Below are 16,680 nucleotides of genomic sequence, written 5' to 3'. Positions count from 1 at the left end.
AAGGTGAGAGTCGCGTCAAAGCATTTGTGCTTTGACATGACCGAGCCGTATTAAATGCATCCGTGAGGATGCAAATTTAGTAAAAGGTGGGACTAAATGCATCCGCAAGGATGCCAATTTGAAAAAAGGTGAAAATTGTCGTAAGGCGTTGCAAAAATAATGCCAATGCAAGGATTTGTACAGAGGCCTACGTCGTGTAGGTGTTCGGCGGGGCTGTTTGGAGCTTGAAATCTATCAATAATTACACTAATTGTAAAACTCGAATGTTTATTTTCAGAAATTGTAATAGCTAATTTGACTGATTTCTCGATTTTGATTCAGGTTTTACATTTTTAACCGCTTTTTCACTAATTGATACGTGTGTTTTGTATTGAGCCTATGTCTTGGCACAGTTTTTGCATAATGTGGTCGCAAAAAATTAGAAAAGGAATTTTATGAAAGCTCAAGCACTTTACGACCCGATTAACGAACACGACGCCTGCGGTGTCGGCTTGGTCGCTAATATAAATAATGTTGCCTCGCACCAGATTGTGTTGCAGGGTATTACCGTATTGAAGAGACTCATGCACCGCGGTGCAGCAGGTGGAGACCCGGAAACTGGTGATGGTGCGGGTCTTTTGCTTTCTATGCCGCACAAGTTCTTCCGCAAGTTGTACCCGGAACTTCCGGCGCGTTACGGTGTGGCAATGTTCTTTGTCGAGAACACGCTTGAAGCGGATACCTTTGACGCTAAGATTCGTGAAGTTGCCGAAGCTGAAGGCGTGAAGGTTCTCCAGTTCCGCGAAGTGCCGGTAAATCCTGCCAAGATCGGTCGCACGGCTCGCGAAACTTTGCCGCATATCCGCCAAGTGTTCTTTGACGGCTCTGCTTTTGAGACGGACCAGGCTTTTGATATTAAGCTTTATGTGGTTCGCCGCCTGATTGAAAAGGCTTGCAACGGATTGTATGTTTGCAGCTGCAGCCGCCGTAGCATTGTTTATAAGGGTCTTTTGCTTGCAAGCCAGATCGAAGGCTTCTACAAGGACTTGAACGACCTCGATTTTGAATCCCCGATTGCGCTTGTTCACCAGCGTTATTCTACCAACACGTTCCCGACTTGGCCGCTTGCCCATCCGTTCCGTTACTTGGCTCACAACGGTGAAATCAATACGCTTCGCGGTAACCTCAACAGCTTGCGCGCTCGTGAACCGCACTTGAAGAGCGAAATTATCGGCGACGATATCAAGAAACTTTTGCCGCTCGTTCCGGGTGGACAGAGCGACTCTGCTAGCCTTGATAACATGTTTGAACTTCTCGTCGCTGCGGGCCGTAGCCTTCCGCATGCGATGATGATGCTCATGCCGCAGGCTTGGGGCCAGAAGCATTACCTCGGCCGCGATGTGCGTGGCTTCTTTGAATATGAATCCATGTTGATGGAACCGTGGGATGGACCGGCCGCCGTGGCATTTAGCGATGGCGTGAACGCTGGCGCAATTCTCGACCGTAACGGTCTTCGTCCGGCACGTTACACTTTATGTAAAGACGGCCTTTTCGTGATGGCTTCTGAAACGGGTGTGCTCGATTTGCGCGATGATGAAGTCGAAGAAAAGGGCCGCCTCAAACCAGGTGAAATTATTTACTTGGATTTGGAAAACCACAGAATTTTGAAGAACGCCGAAATGAAGGCTCAGGTGGCACGTAGCAAGCCTTACCGCCGCTGGGTTGCCGAAAACAAGATGAGCGTTCGCGGCCTCTTTAGCGAAATCAATCCGTCTGATGTTCCGGATGATATTTTGGTGCAGCAGAAGCGTTTCGGTTATTCTGCCGAAGACTTGTCTGTGATTTTGAAGCCGATGGCAAAGACCGGTGCAGAACCGATCGGCTCCATGGGTAACGATGCCGCTTTGGCCGTGCTTTCGGATAAGCCGCAGCCGTTGTTCAACTACTTCAAGCAGTTGTTCGCACAGGTGACGAACCCGCCGATTGACCCGATTCGTGAAGAGCTCGTGATGAGCCTTACGACTTACATTGGTAACCACGGCAACATTCTCGAAGAAACTCCGGAACAGGCTCACCTCATCAAGATCCCGCGCCCGATTGTGACCGAAGACGAAATCCGTCGTTTTGAAAATATCGGTGACAAGAGCTTTAAGGCTAAAGTGCTCAAGATGCAGTTCCCGCTCGGTGGTAACGGCGAAGTCTTGGAAGCTGCTTTGCAGAACCTTGCTGGCGATGCCGTGCGTGCCGTGAACGACGATTTCGATATCATCGTGCTTTCGGATAAGAACATCGATTGGGGCTATGTGCCTATACCGAGTTTGCTTGCAACAGCATGTGTAAACCGTGCCTTGGTCGAAGCTGGTGTTCGTCCGGAAATCGGTTTGATTGTGCAGTCCGGTGAAGTCCGCGAAGTGATGCACTTTGCCTTGTTGCTCGGTTACGGTGCAACGGTGATTAACCCGTATCTTGCTTTTGAAAGCCTTACCCACATGTGCCATTGCGGTGACCTAGATGTCGATCCGGTGACGGCTGCTGCAAACTACGTAAAGGCTGTGGACAAGGGTCTTTTGAAGATCATGTCAAAGATGGGTATTTCTACCCTTCGTAGCTACCGCAGTGCCCAGATTTTCGAAGCTGTCGGCTTGAATCATGAACTTGTCGAAAAGTTCTTGCCGGGTACGGCAAGCCGCATCGAAGGTATTGGCCTCGAAGAAATTGCCCATGAAGTTGGCGATCGCCAGAACATTGCCTTTGCCGATGCAAGCAAGGTTCTCCAGTCCGGTGGTCAGTACGCATTCCGCAAGGAAGGTGAAAAGCACTTGTGGACTCCGCAGTCGCTTGCTACATTCCGTCAGGCAGTGCAGGGCGGTGACTATGAAAAGTTCAAGGCTTACAGCAAGCTGATTAACGACCAGTCCGAACGTCAGGCAACCTTGCGCGGACTCTTCAAGTTCAAACAGACGACTCCGATTGATATTTCTGAAGTCGAAAGCCGCGAATCGATTATCAAGCATTTTGTAGCCGGTGCAATGAGCCTTGGTTCTTTGAGCCCGGAAGCCCACGAAACGATTGCTATCGCCATGAACCGTATCGGTGCCATGAGCAACTGCGGTGAAGGTGGTGAAGATCCGGACCGCAATACGCCTGCTGCTAACGGTGATATCCGTAGCTCTGCTATTCGCCAGATTGCTTCGGGCCGCTTTGGTGTGACGATTGACTACTTACGCCATGCTAAGGATTTGCAGATCAAGATGGCTCAGGGTGCAAAGCCGGGTGAAGGCGGTCAGTTGCCGGCTCACAAGGTGAACGAATTTGTGGCTCGCATCCGTCACTCGATTCCGAATGTGTCCTTGATTTCTCCTCCGCCGCACCACGATATTTACTCGATCGAAGACTTGGCCCAGCTCATTTACGACTTGCGTAACTCGAACCCGAAGGCTCGTGTTTCCGTGAAACTCGTGTCCGAAGTGGGTGTGGGTACGATTGCCGCGGGTGTTGCTAAGGCTCATGCCGATGTGGTGCTCATCTCGGGCCACGATGGCGGTACGGGTGCTTCTCCGCTGACTTCTATCAAGCATGCCGGCCTTCCGTGGGAACTCGGTATTGCCGAAGCGGAACAGACTCTTGTTCTTAACGATTTGCGCGGTCGCATCAAGCTCCAGGTCGATGGTCAGCTCAAGACGGGCCGTGACGTTGTGGTGGCAGCCCTCCTCGGTGCCGAAGAATTCGGATTTGCAACAAACTTGCTCGTTAGCCTTGGCTGCGTGATGGACCGCAAGTGCCATACGAACCAGTGCCCGATGGGTATTGCAACTCAGGATCCTGAATTCCGCAAGCGCTTTGCCGGTAAGCCGGAATACGTTGAAAACTTCCTCTTCTTCATTGCAGACGAAGTTCGCGAAATCTTGGCAAGCCTTGGTCTCAAGAGCCTCGATGAAGCCTGCGGCCGTAGCGACTTGCTCGAACGCGATCAGGCAATTGCATTCTACAAGGCTCACAACCTCGACTTCTCGAAGATTTTCCAGACTGTCGAAGGCGGCATCAAGTCTTTCGACAAGAACTATGTGAAGGAAGAATTGGTCAACTTCGACCGTCGCGAACTCTTGCCGTTTGTGCAGGATACGCTCAAGAGTGGTGCCAATGTGGAACTCTGCACTGTTGTTCACAACACCGATCGTACGGTGGGTACGGAACTTTCTGGCGAAGTGGATGAACACTTTGGCGTGAAGGGACTCCCTGAAGATACGATTAAGGTTCACTTGCACGGTGTGGCTGGCCAGAGCTTCGGTGCATTCCTTGCTCCGGGTGTAACGCTTGACCTTGAAGGCGAAGCAAACGACTTTATGGGTAAGGGCCTTTCTGGTGGTAAGATTATTGTGCGCCCGCCAAGCAATGCAAGCTTCAAGGCTGAAGACAACGTCATTGCCGGTAACGTTATCGGTTACGGTGGTACTTCTGGTAAGATCTTCATTAACGGTCTCGCTGGTGAACGCTTTGGTATCCGTAACTCGGGTATGCTCCTTGTCTCGGAAGGTGTTGGCGACCATGGTTGCGAATACATGACGGGTGGCCGTGTGGTTGTGCTCGGCCGCGTGGGCGTGAACTTCGCTGCAGGTATGACGGGCGGTTTCGCTTACGTATATGACGAAACGGGTCACTTTGACTTGAGCTGCAACGTGGATTCTGTGGACCTTGAAAGTGTGCTGCCGGGTACTGATAGCGAAAGCGAACTTCTCGATATCATTAACCAGCATGTTCAGGCAACGGGTAGTGAAAAGGGCAAGCGCATTCTTGAAAATTGGAATAGCGAACGTCCGAAGTTCGTAAAGATTTTCCCGGTGGATTATAGAAACGCTCTCTTGAAGAAGGGACAAAAGGCATAAACGGTGTCGAAGGACCCAAGCTTGAGGTTTATATGCAAGAAGTAAAACGCATACAAGATGTCTACCGCCCTGTCGAAGAGCGTGTGAAGGACAATAAGGAAGTTGAACGTAGACTGACTTCTGTTGAAATTGTTGGTCAGGCCGGTCGTTGCCACACATGCGGAATTCCGTTCTGCCATGGTGCTGGTTGTCCTCTCGGCAACTTGATTCCCGAATTTAACGCAGCGGTTTCTTTGGGAAATGCTGAACGCGCTTACGATATCATTAGCAAGACGGCGTTCTTCCCGGAATTCACGGGTCGCGTTTGTCCGGCTCTTTGCGAATCGGCTTGTACCGGGAACGTGCATAACGATCCGGTGATGGTGCGCCAGATTGAAAAGTTCATCATCGAAACGGCTTTTGAAGAAGGCTGGGTAAAGCTCCCTTCTGCAGAACCGAACGGAAAGAGCGCCGCTGTGATTGGCTCTGGTCCTGCTGGGTTGTTTGCTGCCGAAGCGCTTCGCCGTAAGGGCTTTGCCGTGACGGTTTACGAAAAGCGTGAAAAGGCCGGTGGTCTTTTGCGCTATGGTATCCCGAACTGGAAACTCGACAAGTCTGTGATTGACCGCCGTGTGGCTTTGCTTGAAGCGGCTGGAATCAAGTTTGTCTACAATACTGAAATCGGGAAGGATATTGCTGCGGAATACATTCACAAGAATTTTGACGAAGTGTTCCTCGCCATCGGTACGCCGAATGCTCGTGACTTGAAAATTCCTGGCCGCGATGCCGAAGGCATTTTCCTTGCTCTCGACTTTTTGCATGGTGCCGAAAAACCGGGCGAAACGAATCCTGAAAAGTTCTCTGCCAAGGGCCGCAAGGTGCTCGTGATTGGCGGTGGCGATACGGGTAACGACTGTGTGGGTAAGGCAATCCGCGAAGGTTGCGAAAGCGTTTTGCAGGTGGAATTCATGCCGAAGCCGCCTGAGGAACGTTCTCCGTCTACGCCGTGGCCGGATTGGCCGTACATGCTGCGTACAAGCTATGCCCAGCATGAAGGTGGTGAACGTCGCTGGAATGTTTCTTCCAAGCAGTTTATTGTGAAAGATGGTCGCGTTGCCGGTGTTGAAGCTGTTCGCGTCGAATGGGAAATGTCCCCGCAGGGCCGCCCGCTCAAGCCGAACGAAGTTCCGAATTCTACCGAAGTCATCAATACGGATTTGGTGGTGCTCGCTATGGGCTTTACCGGAGTTCCCGCCGAAGGTATCGTGAACGATTTGGGCCTCACGCTTACGCCGCGTACAGCAATTATTCCGGATCCTTCTCGCCATATTTATGCGGTGGGTGACTGCGCTAATGGTGCATCCCTTGTGGTGCGTGCCATGGCCGATGCGAAAGCGAAAGTGGCTACAATCAAGTAACGTTCATCTCGAATACTGCTCGCGAAATCATGTTTGGATTTTATCGTTTTGCGGCTGTATCTCCTATCCTAAAAGTAGCCGATACAGCCTTCAATACCGAAGAAATCATCAAGAGCGCAAAAGCTGCCGTCTCCAATGGGGCGGCTTTTGTCGTTTTTCCTGAACTTTGTATTACCGGATACACTTGCAGCGATTTGTTCCATCAGGAATTGTTGTTGCAGAACAGCTCCCGTGCGCTGTTGAAAATTGCGGAATCTTTTAAGGATTCTGATGCTGTTATCGCGGTAGGCTTGCCTCTACGTTTGTTTGGGAGGTTGTATAACTGTGCTGCTTTTGTGCAGCGCGGGCGGGTTGTGGCGATTACGCCGAAAATCTATTTGCCGAACCAACGAGAATTCTATGAAAAACGCCATTTTTCGAGTGGCCGCGACTTGTTGCGCGGAGCGTGTGGCGCTTTGGCAGGTAGTGTTGCGGGTGCCGTGACGTGTGCGATAGAAGGCATGGGCGAAGTTCCGATAACGAATTTCTTCACGGTGAAGGATCGCGGAACTCTTGGCTTGTGTAACAACGGCGCGGTTGAAGGCAGCGCGGATGTTGCAAATTGCGCGGGTTCTGACGTTCGCATAGGCGTTGAACTTTGCGAAGATTTGTGGACTCCGGCGCCTCCGAGCGGTGAACTCGCTTTGGCCGGTGCAAATGTAATTGTAAACTTGTCTGCAAGTGATGCGCTTGTAGGCAAACGCGATTACCGCCGTAATTTGGTGATGAACCAGTCGGCGCGTTGCATGGCGGCATATGTCTATGCTTCTGCGGGTGTGCATGAATCGACGACGGACATGGTCTTTAGCGGTCATTTGATGGTTGCTGAAAACGGTAGCATGGTTGCTGAAAGCAAACCGTTCTCTCGCGAAACGGAAATCATCTATGCCGATATCGACGTGGAACGCTTGAATATGCAGCGGCTGAGCGAAGGCTCGTTCCAGGATTTTGACAGTCGCAGTTTCTATGCGCGGGCGGCATCTTTCGATGGCCTGCGTGCTTGCGATGTGCTTCAGTATCGATTTGTTTCTCCGATGCCGTTTGTTCCAGGGTCGCCTGAAACGCGAGACCAATCATGCACAGAGATTTTCAATATCCAATGTGCGGGCCTTGCTAAGCGTCTTGAAGCGTCTCATTCCAAGCGTGCCGTGATTGGCCTTTCGGGCGGTCTCGATTCGACGCTTGCTTTGCTCGTTGTGGCTGAAACTTTTAAACTGTTAAAACGCCCTGCATTAGAAATTTTGGCACTCACGATGCCTGGATTTGGAACGACCAATCGCACGAAAAACAATGCGGTTGAGCTTGCGAAACTTTTAGGCGTTGAATTGCAGACCGTAAGCATCAAGGAGGCATGTCTCCAGCATTTTAAGGATATCGGTCACGACCCGCAAAAGCTCGACGTGACTTACGAAAATGTCCAAGCGCGCGAACGCACGCAGATTCTTATGGATGTTGCCAATAGCGTTGGTGGAATTGTAATTGGTACGGGTGACTTGTCCGAAATTGCTCTCGGCTGGAGTACGTACAATGCCGATCACATGTCCATGTATGCGGTGAATTGCGATATTCCCAAAACGCTTGTGCGCCATATCGTGAGCTGGTATGCGGACAATTCGCTGAAGTTTAGCGTAGATGCAAAGACGGCTATGGAATTAAAGAATGTCTTGTATGATATTCTCGATACGCCTGTATCGCCGGAACTTCTGCCTGCCGATAATAATGGACAAATTGCGCAAAAGACCGAAAGCATTTTGGGCGCGTACGAAATTCACGATTTCTTCCTCTATCATTTTGCCAAGTACGGTGCAACTCCCAAGAAACTTTTGTTCTTGGCGAAGTACGCTTTTGCGGGCAAATTTAGCGATGAAGAGATTGAAAAAGCGCTCACTGTTTTTGTTCGTCGATTCTTTACGCAACAGTTCAAGCGAAGCTGCATCCCGGATGGTCCGAAAGTCGGAACGATTTCACTTTCGCCCCGTGCGGATTGGCGCATGCCGAGTGATGCCTCGTTTGCGGACTGGGCGCGATAATTGGGCTCGATAAATTGCTTCGGTAAATACCGAAAATTTTTGCCGTAATACATGAAACCCCGGAACTTTCGTTCCGGGGTTGTTTCGTCAACAGAGAATTCTTTTGTGCTTATGCTTCGTTTTAACCGCAACGGGTCTTGTTTGTATCAATCCCGATGTAGTCCGGGTAATCGTTGTCGAAGCAGGCGGCGCAGTAATTTTCGCCTTCGCCTGTGCATTCCTTCATGCCTTCGACGCTTAAGTAGCCGAGACTCTCGACGCCGAGCATTTTGGCAATTTCGTCTGGAGTCATTGAACTTGCAGCAAGTTCGCCTTGGCTCGGAAAATCCATACCGAAGAAACAGGGGTGCGCTACAGGAGGCGATGCAATGCGGATGTGGACTTCGAGTGCGCCTGCATCGCGGAGCATTTTGGACAAAATCTTAAGCGTGGTGCCGCGAACGATCGAGTCTTCGACAACGCATACGCGCTTGTTCTTGAGAACGCCTACGATGGGGTTGAACTTGAGCTTGACTTTTTGTTCGCGGACGTTTTGCGTGGGGTCGATGAACGTTCTTCCGACGTAGTGGTTGCGCAAAAGGCCGATTTCAAATCGGATGCCGCTAGCCTGTGCGTAACCGAGCGCTGCTGTTGTGGCACTGTCGGGCACGGAAATCACGATGTCTGCATCGACGGGGCATTCCTTGGCGAGCTGCTTACCCATCTTGCGGCGGATTTTGTCGCAACTTTGTTCGAAAATCTTGGAATCAGGGCGGCTGAAATAGATGTATTCAAAAATGCAGTGAGCGAGTCTGTCTTTTTGCGTGAATCGTTCCGAATGGAGCCCGTTCTGTGAAATCGTCAGAAATTCGCCTGGCTGGATGTCGCGAACGTAATGGGCGCCGAGCAAGTCGAATGCGCAAGTTTCGCTAGCAACGCACCAAGATTTTCCCATGCGGGCGATGGAGAGCGGGCGGAATCCGTAGCCATCGCGGGCAACGTACATGGTATCCTTGCTGATAAAGACAAGGCAAAAACTTCCGGTGAATTTTGTAATCGCTTTTTTGATTGCTTCGCCCAATGTATCTGCGTGGGTGCGTGCAATTTCGTGGAGGAGAATTTCGGAGTCAGACGTTGTCTGGAAAATGTGGCCGTCGGCTTCCATTTCTGCGCGGAGCTCGTTGGCGTTGGTGATATTTCCGTTGTGTGCAACGGCGATTTGTCCCCATTTGCAACTCACGAGAATCGGCTGTGCGTTTGCGAGTGTCGATGCGCCCGTGGTACTGTAACGTACGTGGCCTATGCCAGAAAAACCTTGTAATTCGTCGATATTGTGTTCCCGCAAGAGAGTGGCAACGAGCCCCATGGATTTTCGGATTCGTATTTTATCGCCGTCTGTAACAGCAATGCCTGCGCTTTCTTGGCCGCGGTGCTGTAATGCGTAGAGCCCCATAGCGACGTTGCGTGCCACGTTATCGCCGTTGTAGATGCCGATAACGCCGCATTCTTCATGTAATTCTTCGAGCATAATGCCTCTTGTGAATGGATGTTTCCCTTACCTTATGGTCATAGCCCACCCGGACGGGTGCAAGCGAGGAAACGGACGAATTTTAATAGCAAAAAATGTGCCAAATTGAGACGGATTGCGTTTTTGGGCGAAAATCGGCGCTTCTTGAAAAAGTGCATTATGTGATTTACAGAAAACGTAAAACCCCGGAATTTTCATTCCGGGGTGAAGTAGTCAACAGAGATACTTTTTGTAGTTGTTAGTTATTGGTTGTTGGTCGTTAGTTTAAGGCTTGGAAACTTCAGTAAGTTTTTTAACTAATAACTATTGACTAATAACTAAGTGCTAAATTACATGTTGCTGAAGATTTGGAAGCCGCTGTAAGCTTCTTGACCGTGTTCAGCTTGGTCAAGGCCGCGCATTTCTTGCTTTTCAGTGACGCGGAGGCCAATCGTCTTCTTGATGACGAAGAAGATCAGACTTGCGGCTGCGAAGCACGGGACAGCGTAGGCGAGGACGCCAACAGCCTGAGTGCCGAGCGTGTAGTCACCAGTGATATCGAAGATACCGACAGCGAGCGTACCCCAGACACCGTTGACGAGGTGGACGGAGAGAGCACCGACCGGGTCATCCAAGTGCAAGCGGTCGAACATGAAGACTGCACCGACTACGAGCACACCAGCGATAGCACCGATAATCCAGGAAGAAAGCGGGGTCACGACGTCAGCACCAGCGGTGATTGCTACGAGACCAGCAAGGCATCCGTTGAGGGCCATGGTGGCGTCCGGCTTCTTGGAAACGATCCAGCTTGTAAGCGTTGCGGTAATGATGCCTGCGACAGCAGCGAGGTTCGTGGTCACGAGAATCCAGCTAGTTGCCTTCGGGTCGCCGTTAAGAGCAGAACCGGCGTTGAATCCCCACCAACCGAACCAAAGCATGAACACACCGACGGTTGCGAGAGGAATGTTGTGAGCCGGAATAGCGTGAACCTTGCCACCAACGTACTTACCGATACGCGGTCCGAGAATCATCACGCCAGCGAGAGCAGCCCAACCACCGACAGAGTGAACGAGGGTAGAACCAGCGAGGTCGTGGAAACCGTGAGCACCGAAGGTGGAGAGCCAGCCGCCGCCCCATGTCCAAGAACCGACGATCGGGTAGACGAGTGCAACATAGACAATGGTGAAAATCAGGAAGGAGTTGAGCTTGACACGTTCAGCAACGGCACCAGAGACAATCGTTGCTGCGGTGGCGGCGAACATTGCCTGGAACAGCCAGTCTGTGAACAGCGTGAAGTGTCCGTTGTAGGCGGCGGTGAAGTTTGCCGGATTTGCCCAGTCGCCAATGCCGAAGCCTGCGAAACCGAGAATTCCGTTGAAGGTGCCCGGGTACATAAGGCCGAAACCTAATGCAGCGTACATCGTAATACCGATAGCCGGCACAGCGATGTTTTTGAATGCCACGTTTGCAGAGCACTTAGCACGTACAAGGCCTGCTTCAACGCATGCGAAACCGAGACCCATGATGAACACCAACATGGCGCTGATCATGATCCAGATGTTTTCCGTCATAAATATTGCGTCACTGACGGTTGCGACATTTGCTACTTCGTTCATTTGTTTAATTCCTTATTTTGAAAATTTTAATTCCTAATTCTGAATTCCTGATTCCGAATTAACCAATTGCCTCCGGCCCAGTTTCGCCGGTGCGGATGCGAACGCACTGTTCAAGTGTCGTAACAAATATCTTGCCATCGCCAATATTACCTGTACGGGCGCCTTCGATAATCGCATCGATGCAAGGCTGTACAAATTCGTCGTTTACGGCGATTTTCAAGCAAATCTTCTTAAGCAAATTCACTTCGGTCACAACGCCACGGAAGCGTTGATTGTAACCTTTCTGCTGGCCGCAGCCCAAGACGTTCGTAACGGACATCTTGTAGATCTTCTTTTCGTATAGGGATTGCTTTACATTATTTAGCCTTTCAGGTTGTATGTAGGCTGTAACTAGCTTCATGATGGTATCCTTTTTTGAGGTTTCTTTTTTGTTCGTCCCTTCTAATGCAAAGGTCGTGCCAAAATGTTGAAAATGCCGAAATTCGCTCAAAAAAGCCAAAAGTAAAAGAAAAATCGCGATTCAAGGAATCGCGATTACAAATTTTAGTTTTACAAAAATTGCAGTAAATTCAGAAAATGTAAAAACTGTTATTACTTTGTTTTAGACGCTTTTGTCCCCAATTTTTTCTGATCGAGAGCGGCTTTCACGAGGCCCGTAAACAACGGATGTGGATCGGTGGGACGGCTCTTGAATTCCGGATGGAACTGGCAAGCTTCAAAATAGGGGTGATTTTTGAGTTCCACCATTTCGACGAGCTTTCCGTCGGGCGATGAACCTGCAATCTTGAGACCGGCCTTTTCGAGTTCCTTGCGGAATTCGCTATTGTAATTGAATTCGTAACGGTGACGGTGGCGTTCGCTGATGTTTGTGCTCTTGTAAAGCTTCGCTGCGTTGGAATCCTTGGAAAGCTTGCACGGGTAAGCGCCCAAGCGCATGGTGCCGCCTTTTTCGGTGACGTTTTTCTGTTCGTCCATCAAGTCGATAACCGGATGGGTTGTCTTTTCATCAAATTCGGTAGAGTTTGCGTCCTTCCAGCCGAGAACGTTGCGTGCGTATTCGATAACGCAGCATTGCATGCCCAAGCAAATGCCGAGCAGCGGAACTTTATGTTCGCGGGCGTAACGAATGGCAACGCATTTGCCGTTTACGCCACGGCTACCGAAACCGCCCGGAATCAAAATGCCGTCTGCTTTCTTGATGAGGTTCGGATTCTTTTCGAGTTCTTCAGCTTCTATGCATTCCACCTTCACTTTGGCGTTGTTTGCCATGCCGGCGTGCTGCAATGCTTCGTGCACGGACTTGTAAGCGTCGCGGATGGCAATGTATTTGCCCACAAGCGCGATGGTACATTCGTATTTGGGCTTGGTTGCTTTCTTGACGAGGCTATCCCATTCGGAATGGATAATGGGATGAACGCTCAAGTGGAGCTGCTCCAAAACGCGCAGGTCGAGTTCCTGTTTGGAAAGTTCGCGCGGCACTGCGTAAACGGAATCCGTCACGTCCTTTTCTTCAATGACGCATTCGGGTTTCACATTGCAGAAAAGGGCGAGCTTGTCGAGATGTTCTTGCGGAATGTGCATTTCAGTACGGCACACGAGAATGTCCGGGAAAATACCGATATTGCGGAGCTCTGCCACGGAATGCTGCGAAGGTTTAGTTTTCAGTTCGCCAGCCGCTTTAAGGTACGGGACTAAAGTCAAGTGGATAAAGCAAGTGTTCTCGACACCGACTTCAAAACGGAACTGCCTTGCTGCTTCAAGGAACGGGAGCGATTCGATGTCGCCTGCAACACCGCCGATTTCGCACAAAATAATATCGGCACCGCTTTCGGCTGCCGAGCGGAATGCATCCTTGATTTCGTTTGTGATATGTGGGATGACCTGCACCGTGCCGCCCAAGTAATGGCCTGCGCGTTCCTTAGAAAGCACGGAAGAATAAATGCGGCCCGAAGTGTAGCTCGATGCCTTGGAACATTGCACTCCTGCAAAACGTTCGTAGTGACCCAAATCCAAGTCGGTTTCGTAGCCGTCATCCGTCACAAAAACTTCGCCATGCTGGTAGGGGCTCATGGTACCCGGATCCACGTTTAAATACGGGTCGAGCTTTTGCATGAACACCTTGTAGCCGCGGCTCTTCAAAAGGAGCGCGAGCGATGCCGAGGTGATTCCCTTGCCGAGTGAGCTTACGACGCCACCCGTGATAAAAATGTACTTAGGCTGCTTTGCCGTATTCTTTGCGGTTGCCTTGGCCATGTTGCTTCTCCTTGGGTAAGTGAGCTTTGCGTTGCTCACCGTGTTCCGACTTTATAGTCGAAATATGTTTAAAGTTTGTACAAAAAGAAAGGCAAAAGCCAGTTGCTTTTGCCAGACGATAAAGATGATAAAGACGATGAAAGACAGTGAAGTAAATCGGATGTTTGATAACCAACTCAGAGAGAGTCGCCTGGTTGCGTTGCGAGATTGCTGCAACGGCTGAGCTCAGGTGGGCTTCGATGGATTCCGATATTTTCATCGGACTTATAATGTAGTAAAAAAGTCACGCGCGGCAAGAATTGACCAAAATTTTTTTGTAACAATTTTTGAACTCTTACATTTTGTGTAAAGCAATTTTGCGAAATACAAGAAAATGTAAAACTATGTCGTTTGAAAATGCGATTTGGGCAATTGTAATGTGTTTTCTGAATTTGTCTGTAAATTCGTCTGAGTTGCGTTTTTCAGAAAAACTACTTTGCCGTTCCGTAATATTTGGCATACCACTCTGCGAATTTTTTTAGACCATCGCGGAGCGGAGTGGCGGGCTTGAATCCGAAATCAGCTTCCAATGCAGAAGTGTCGGCGTAGGTAACAGGAACGTCACCGGGCTGCATGGGAACGAGTTCCTTGTGAGCTTCAAAATCGTAATCGGCTGGGAGAACTTTTGCGCGGACGAGTTCTTCTTGGAGAATTGTCACGAAGTCCAGCAAGTTTTCCGGATGGTTGTTACCGATGTTGTAGACCTTGTAAGGCGGGAGCGGGAGACCGTCTTCTCCGTTTTGCTTTTCAGGGGCGTGCTGCATCACGCGAACAATGCCTTCTACGATATCGTCGACATAAGTAAAGTCGCGCTTGCACTTGCCGTAATTGAATATCTGGATTGTTTTACCGGCTTTAAGTTTGTTTGTAAAACCGAAGTAGGCCATGTCCGGGCGGCCGGCAGGGCCGTAAACGGTGAAAAAGCGGAGACCTGTACTCGGAATGTTATAGAGCTTGCTGTAGGCATGGGCCATGAGCTCGTTGCTCTTTTTGGTGGCGGCGTACAGCGATACCGGATTGTCTACCTTGTCGTCTGTGGAGTACGGAATCTTCTTGTTGCTGCCGTACACGCTAGAAGAACTGGCGTACACGAGATGCTCGACTTCGTTGTGCCTGCAGGCTTCAAGAATGTTATAGAATCCGATGAGGTTGCTCTGGATGTAGGCATCGGGATTAGTGATGGAATAGCGAACGCCTGCTTGAGCGGCGAGGTTTACGACAACGGCAAAATGATACTTTTCGAAAAGGCTATCAATCATCGCTTTGTCGGCGAGGTTTGCCTTGACGAATGTCCATTTCTTGCCTGTTGTTGCCGCAAGGTCATCGATTTCCTTGAGGCGTTCATGCTTGATATTTACGTCGTAGTAATCGGTAATGGAATCAAGTCCTACGAGTTCGGAACAGGAGTAACCGTTCAGCAATTTTTTGCAAAGATTGCATCCGATGAATCCTGCGGCTCCTGTGACAAGGATAGCCTTTCCATTAAGAACAACATTTTTATCAAGCATTATATATTCCTTTTCCAACTAATCCTAACAATTATATTATAGCACCTGCGTTCCGTTCAGGATAACGCATGTGGCTTAGCAGCCGATGGCGCTGTATTCAAATCCAGCGTCGGCGAGTTCCTTCGCATCGTAGATGTTTCGACCATCGATGATGAGCGCGTTCTTCATCGACTTCTTCATTACGCCAAAGCTCGGCATGCGGAACTGCTTCCATTCAGTTACAAGCAAGAGCGCTTCGGCGTCGAGCAATGCTTCGTACATGTCGTTGCAATACACGATTTGGTTTGCAATTGCTGCGGCATCGCTTCGTGCAGCCATTCTGCGCTTACATTCGTTCATGGCGACTGGGTCAAATACGCGGATGGTGGCGCCTGCTTTTACAAGCTTGTCGATGAGTACGAGTGCGGTTGCTTCGCGCATGTCATCGGTCTCGGGCTTGAAGGCAAGTCCCCACATGGCAATCGTCTTGCCCTTGAGATTTGCTTCACCGCCAAAACGTTTTGCAAGTTTGTTGAAAAGCACCGTTTTCTGGTATTCGTTCACTTCTTCGACAGCCTTCAAAACACCCATCTTGTAGCCGTTCTTTTCGGCCGTCTTGATGAGGGCCTTCACGTCCTTCGGAAAGCAGCTTCCACCGTAGCCGCAGCCCGGGTAGAGGAACTTCGAGCCGATGCGGGTATCGCTTCCGATGCCCTTCCTCACCATGTTTACATCGGCGCCTACGAGTTCGCATAAGTTTGCGATGTCGTTCATGAAGCTGATTCGGGTCGCGAGCATGGAGTTTGCTGCGTACTTGATCATTTCAGCACTCGGAATGTCCGTGAAAATCACGCGGAAATTGTTGAGCATCATCGGACGGTAAAGGCGGGTCATGAGTTCCTTGGCCTGTTCGCTTTCAACGCCTACGACAACGCGGTCGGGCTTCATGAAGTCCGTGATGGCGGAGCCTTCCTTCAAGAATTCTGGGTTGCTAGCCACGTCGAACGGAACGTTCACGCCGCGCTTGTCAAGCTCTTCCTGGATGGCGGCCTTGACCTTCTTTGCCGTACCGACCGGGACTGTTGACTTCGTCACGAGAACGGTGTACTTCTTGATGTTTTGACCGAACGTGCGTGCCACAGCGAGAACGTACTGCAAGTCGGCGGAACCGTCTTCGTCGGGGGGCGTACCCACGGCGCTAAAGACCATTTCTACATCGTCAAGGATGCTTGCAAGGTCGGTCGTGAAACTAAGGCGGCCTTCGCGCTGGTTGCGAAGTACCATCTCGTCGAGACCCGGTTCGTATATAGGAATTTCACCTTTCTGGAGAGATTCGATTTTTGCCTGATTTACATCGACGCAAGTGACATTGACACCCATTTCAGCAAAGCATGTACCGCTGACAAGCCCTACATATCCCGTTCCAACAATTGCAATATTCATAAAGAAATCCTTGATGATATTTCTGTAT

The 16,680-nt window shown here is 50.1% G+C and carries 10 protein-coding genes; 3 read left to right on the top strand and 7 right to left on the bottom strand.

Annotated elements, in window-relative coordinates; all coding sequences use genetic code 11:
- Positions 1–434 precede the first annotated feature (434 nt).
- From gltB to BUQ91_RS09980, 3 genes are read left to right on the top strand one after another with little or no spacing between them, the layout of a single operon-like run.
- The gene (gene gltB, locus BUQ91_RS09990) at positions 435–4,862 is read left to right on the top strand and encodes a glutamate synthase large subunit (RefSeq protein ID WP_074209148.1); all 4,428 of its coding nucleotides are present in this window, start codon (positions 435–437) and stop codon (positions 4,860–4,862) included.
- 32 nt (positions 4,863–4,894) lie between these two features.
- Positions 4,895–6,259, top strand: a complete 1,365-nt coding sequence (locus BUQ91_RS09985) for a glutamate synthase subunit beta (protein WP_074209147.1) — start codon at positions 4,895–4,897, stop codon at positions 6,257–6,259.
- Between the two features lie 29 nt (positions 6,260–6,288).
- Positions 6,289–8,328 carry an NAD(+) synthase gene (locus BUQ91_RS09980; protein WP_074209146.1) on the top strand — a complete coding sequence of 680 codons (2,040 nt, stop codon included), beginning with the start codon at positions 6,289–6,291 and terminating at the stop codon, positions 8,326–8,328.
- A 121-nt stretch (positions 8,329–8,449) separates the two neighbouring features.
- Here the strand turns inward: BUQ91_RS09980 and purF are convergent, their stop codons facing one another.
- From purF to BUQ91_RS09950, 7 genes are all read right to left on the bottom strand, one after another.
- Positions 8,450–9,835, bottom strand: coding sequence for an amidophosphoribosyltransferase (gene purF, locus BUQ91_RS09975; protein WP_074209145.1), 1,386 nt, complete (start codon positions 9,833–9,835; stop codon positions 8,450–8,452).
- A 329-nt stretch (positions 9,836–10,164) separates the two neighbouring features.
- Positions 10,165–11,430: an ammonium transporter gene (locus BUQ91_RS09970; protein WP_072827768.1), complete on the bottom strand. Its 1,266-nt coding sequence runs from the start codon at positions 11,428–11,430 to the stop codon at positions 10,165–10,167.
- Between the two features lie 58 nt (positions 11,431–11,488).
- Entirely contained in the window at positions 11,489–11,830 is a 342-nt protein-coding gene (locus BUQ91_RS09965) for a P-II family nitrogen regulator (RefSeq protein WP_072828002.1), read from the bottom strand.
- Positions 11,831–12,021: 191 nt separating this feature from the next.
- Complete coding sequence (locus BUQ91_RS09960; protein WP_074209144.1) at positions 12,022–13,683, bottom strand: CTP synthase; 1,662 nt, start codon at positions 13,681–13,683, stop codon at positions 12,022–12,024.
- Positions 13,643–13,942, bottom strand: a complete 300-nt coding sequence (locus BUQ91_RS15560; protein ID WP_139299731.1) for a hypothetical protein — start codon at positions 13,940–13,942, stop codon at positions 13,643–13,645. Before BUQ91_RS15560 ends, BUQ91_RS09960 begins: the two co-directional genes overlap by 41 nt.
- 211 nt (positions 13,943–14,153) lie before the next feature.
- Positions 14,154–15,230, bottom strand: a complete 1,077-nt coding sequence (locus BUQ91_RS09955) for an NAD-dependent epimerase/dehydratase family protein (protein WP_074209143.1) — start codon at positions 15,228–15,230, stop codon at positions 14,154–14,156.
- A 75-nt stretch (positions 15,231–15,305) separates the two neighbouring features.
- Positions 15,306–16,652, bottom strand: a complete 1,347-nt coding sequence (locus BUQ91_RS09950) for a UDP-glucose dehydrogenase family protein (RefSeq protein WP_072827771.1) — start codon at positions 16,650–16,652, stop codon at positions 15,306–15,308.
- Between the last annotated feature and the right edge of the window lie 28 nt (positions 16,653–16,680).

The sequence above is a fragment of the Fibrobacter sp. UWB11 genome, assembly GCF_900143015.1.
In the GTDB taxonomy this organism is placed as follows: Bacteria; Fibrobacterota; Fibrobacteria; order Fibrobacterales; family Fibrobacteraceae; genus Fibrobacter.
Note: the sequence above shows the minus strand (reverse complement) of the source record. Positions and strands in the feature narration are given on the sequence as shown.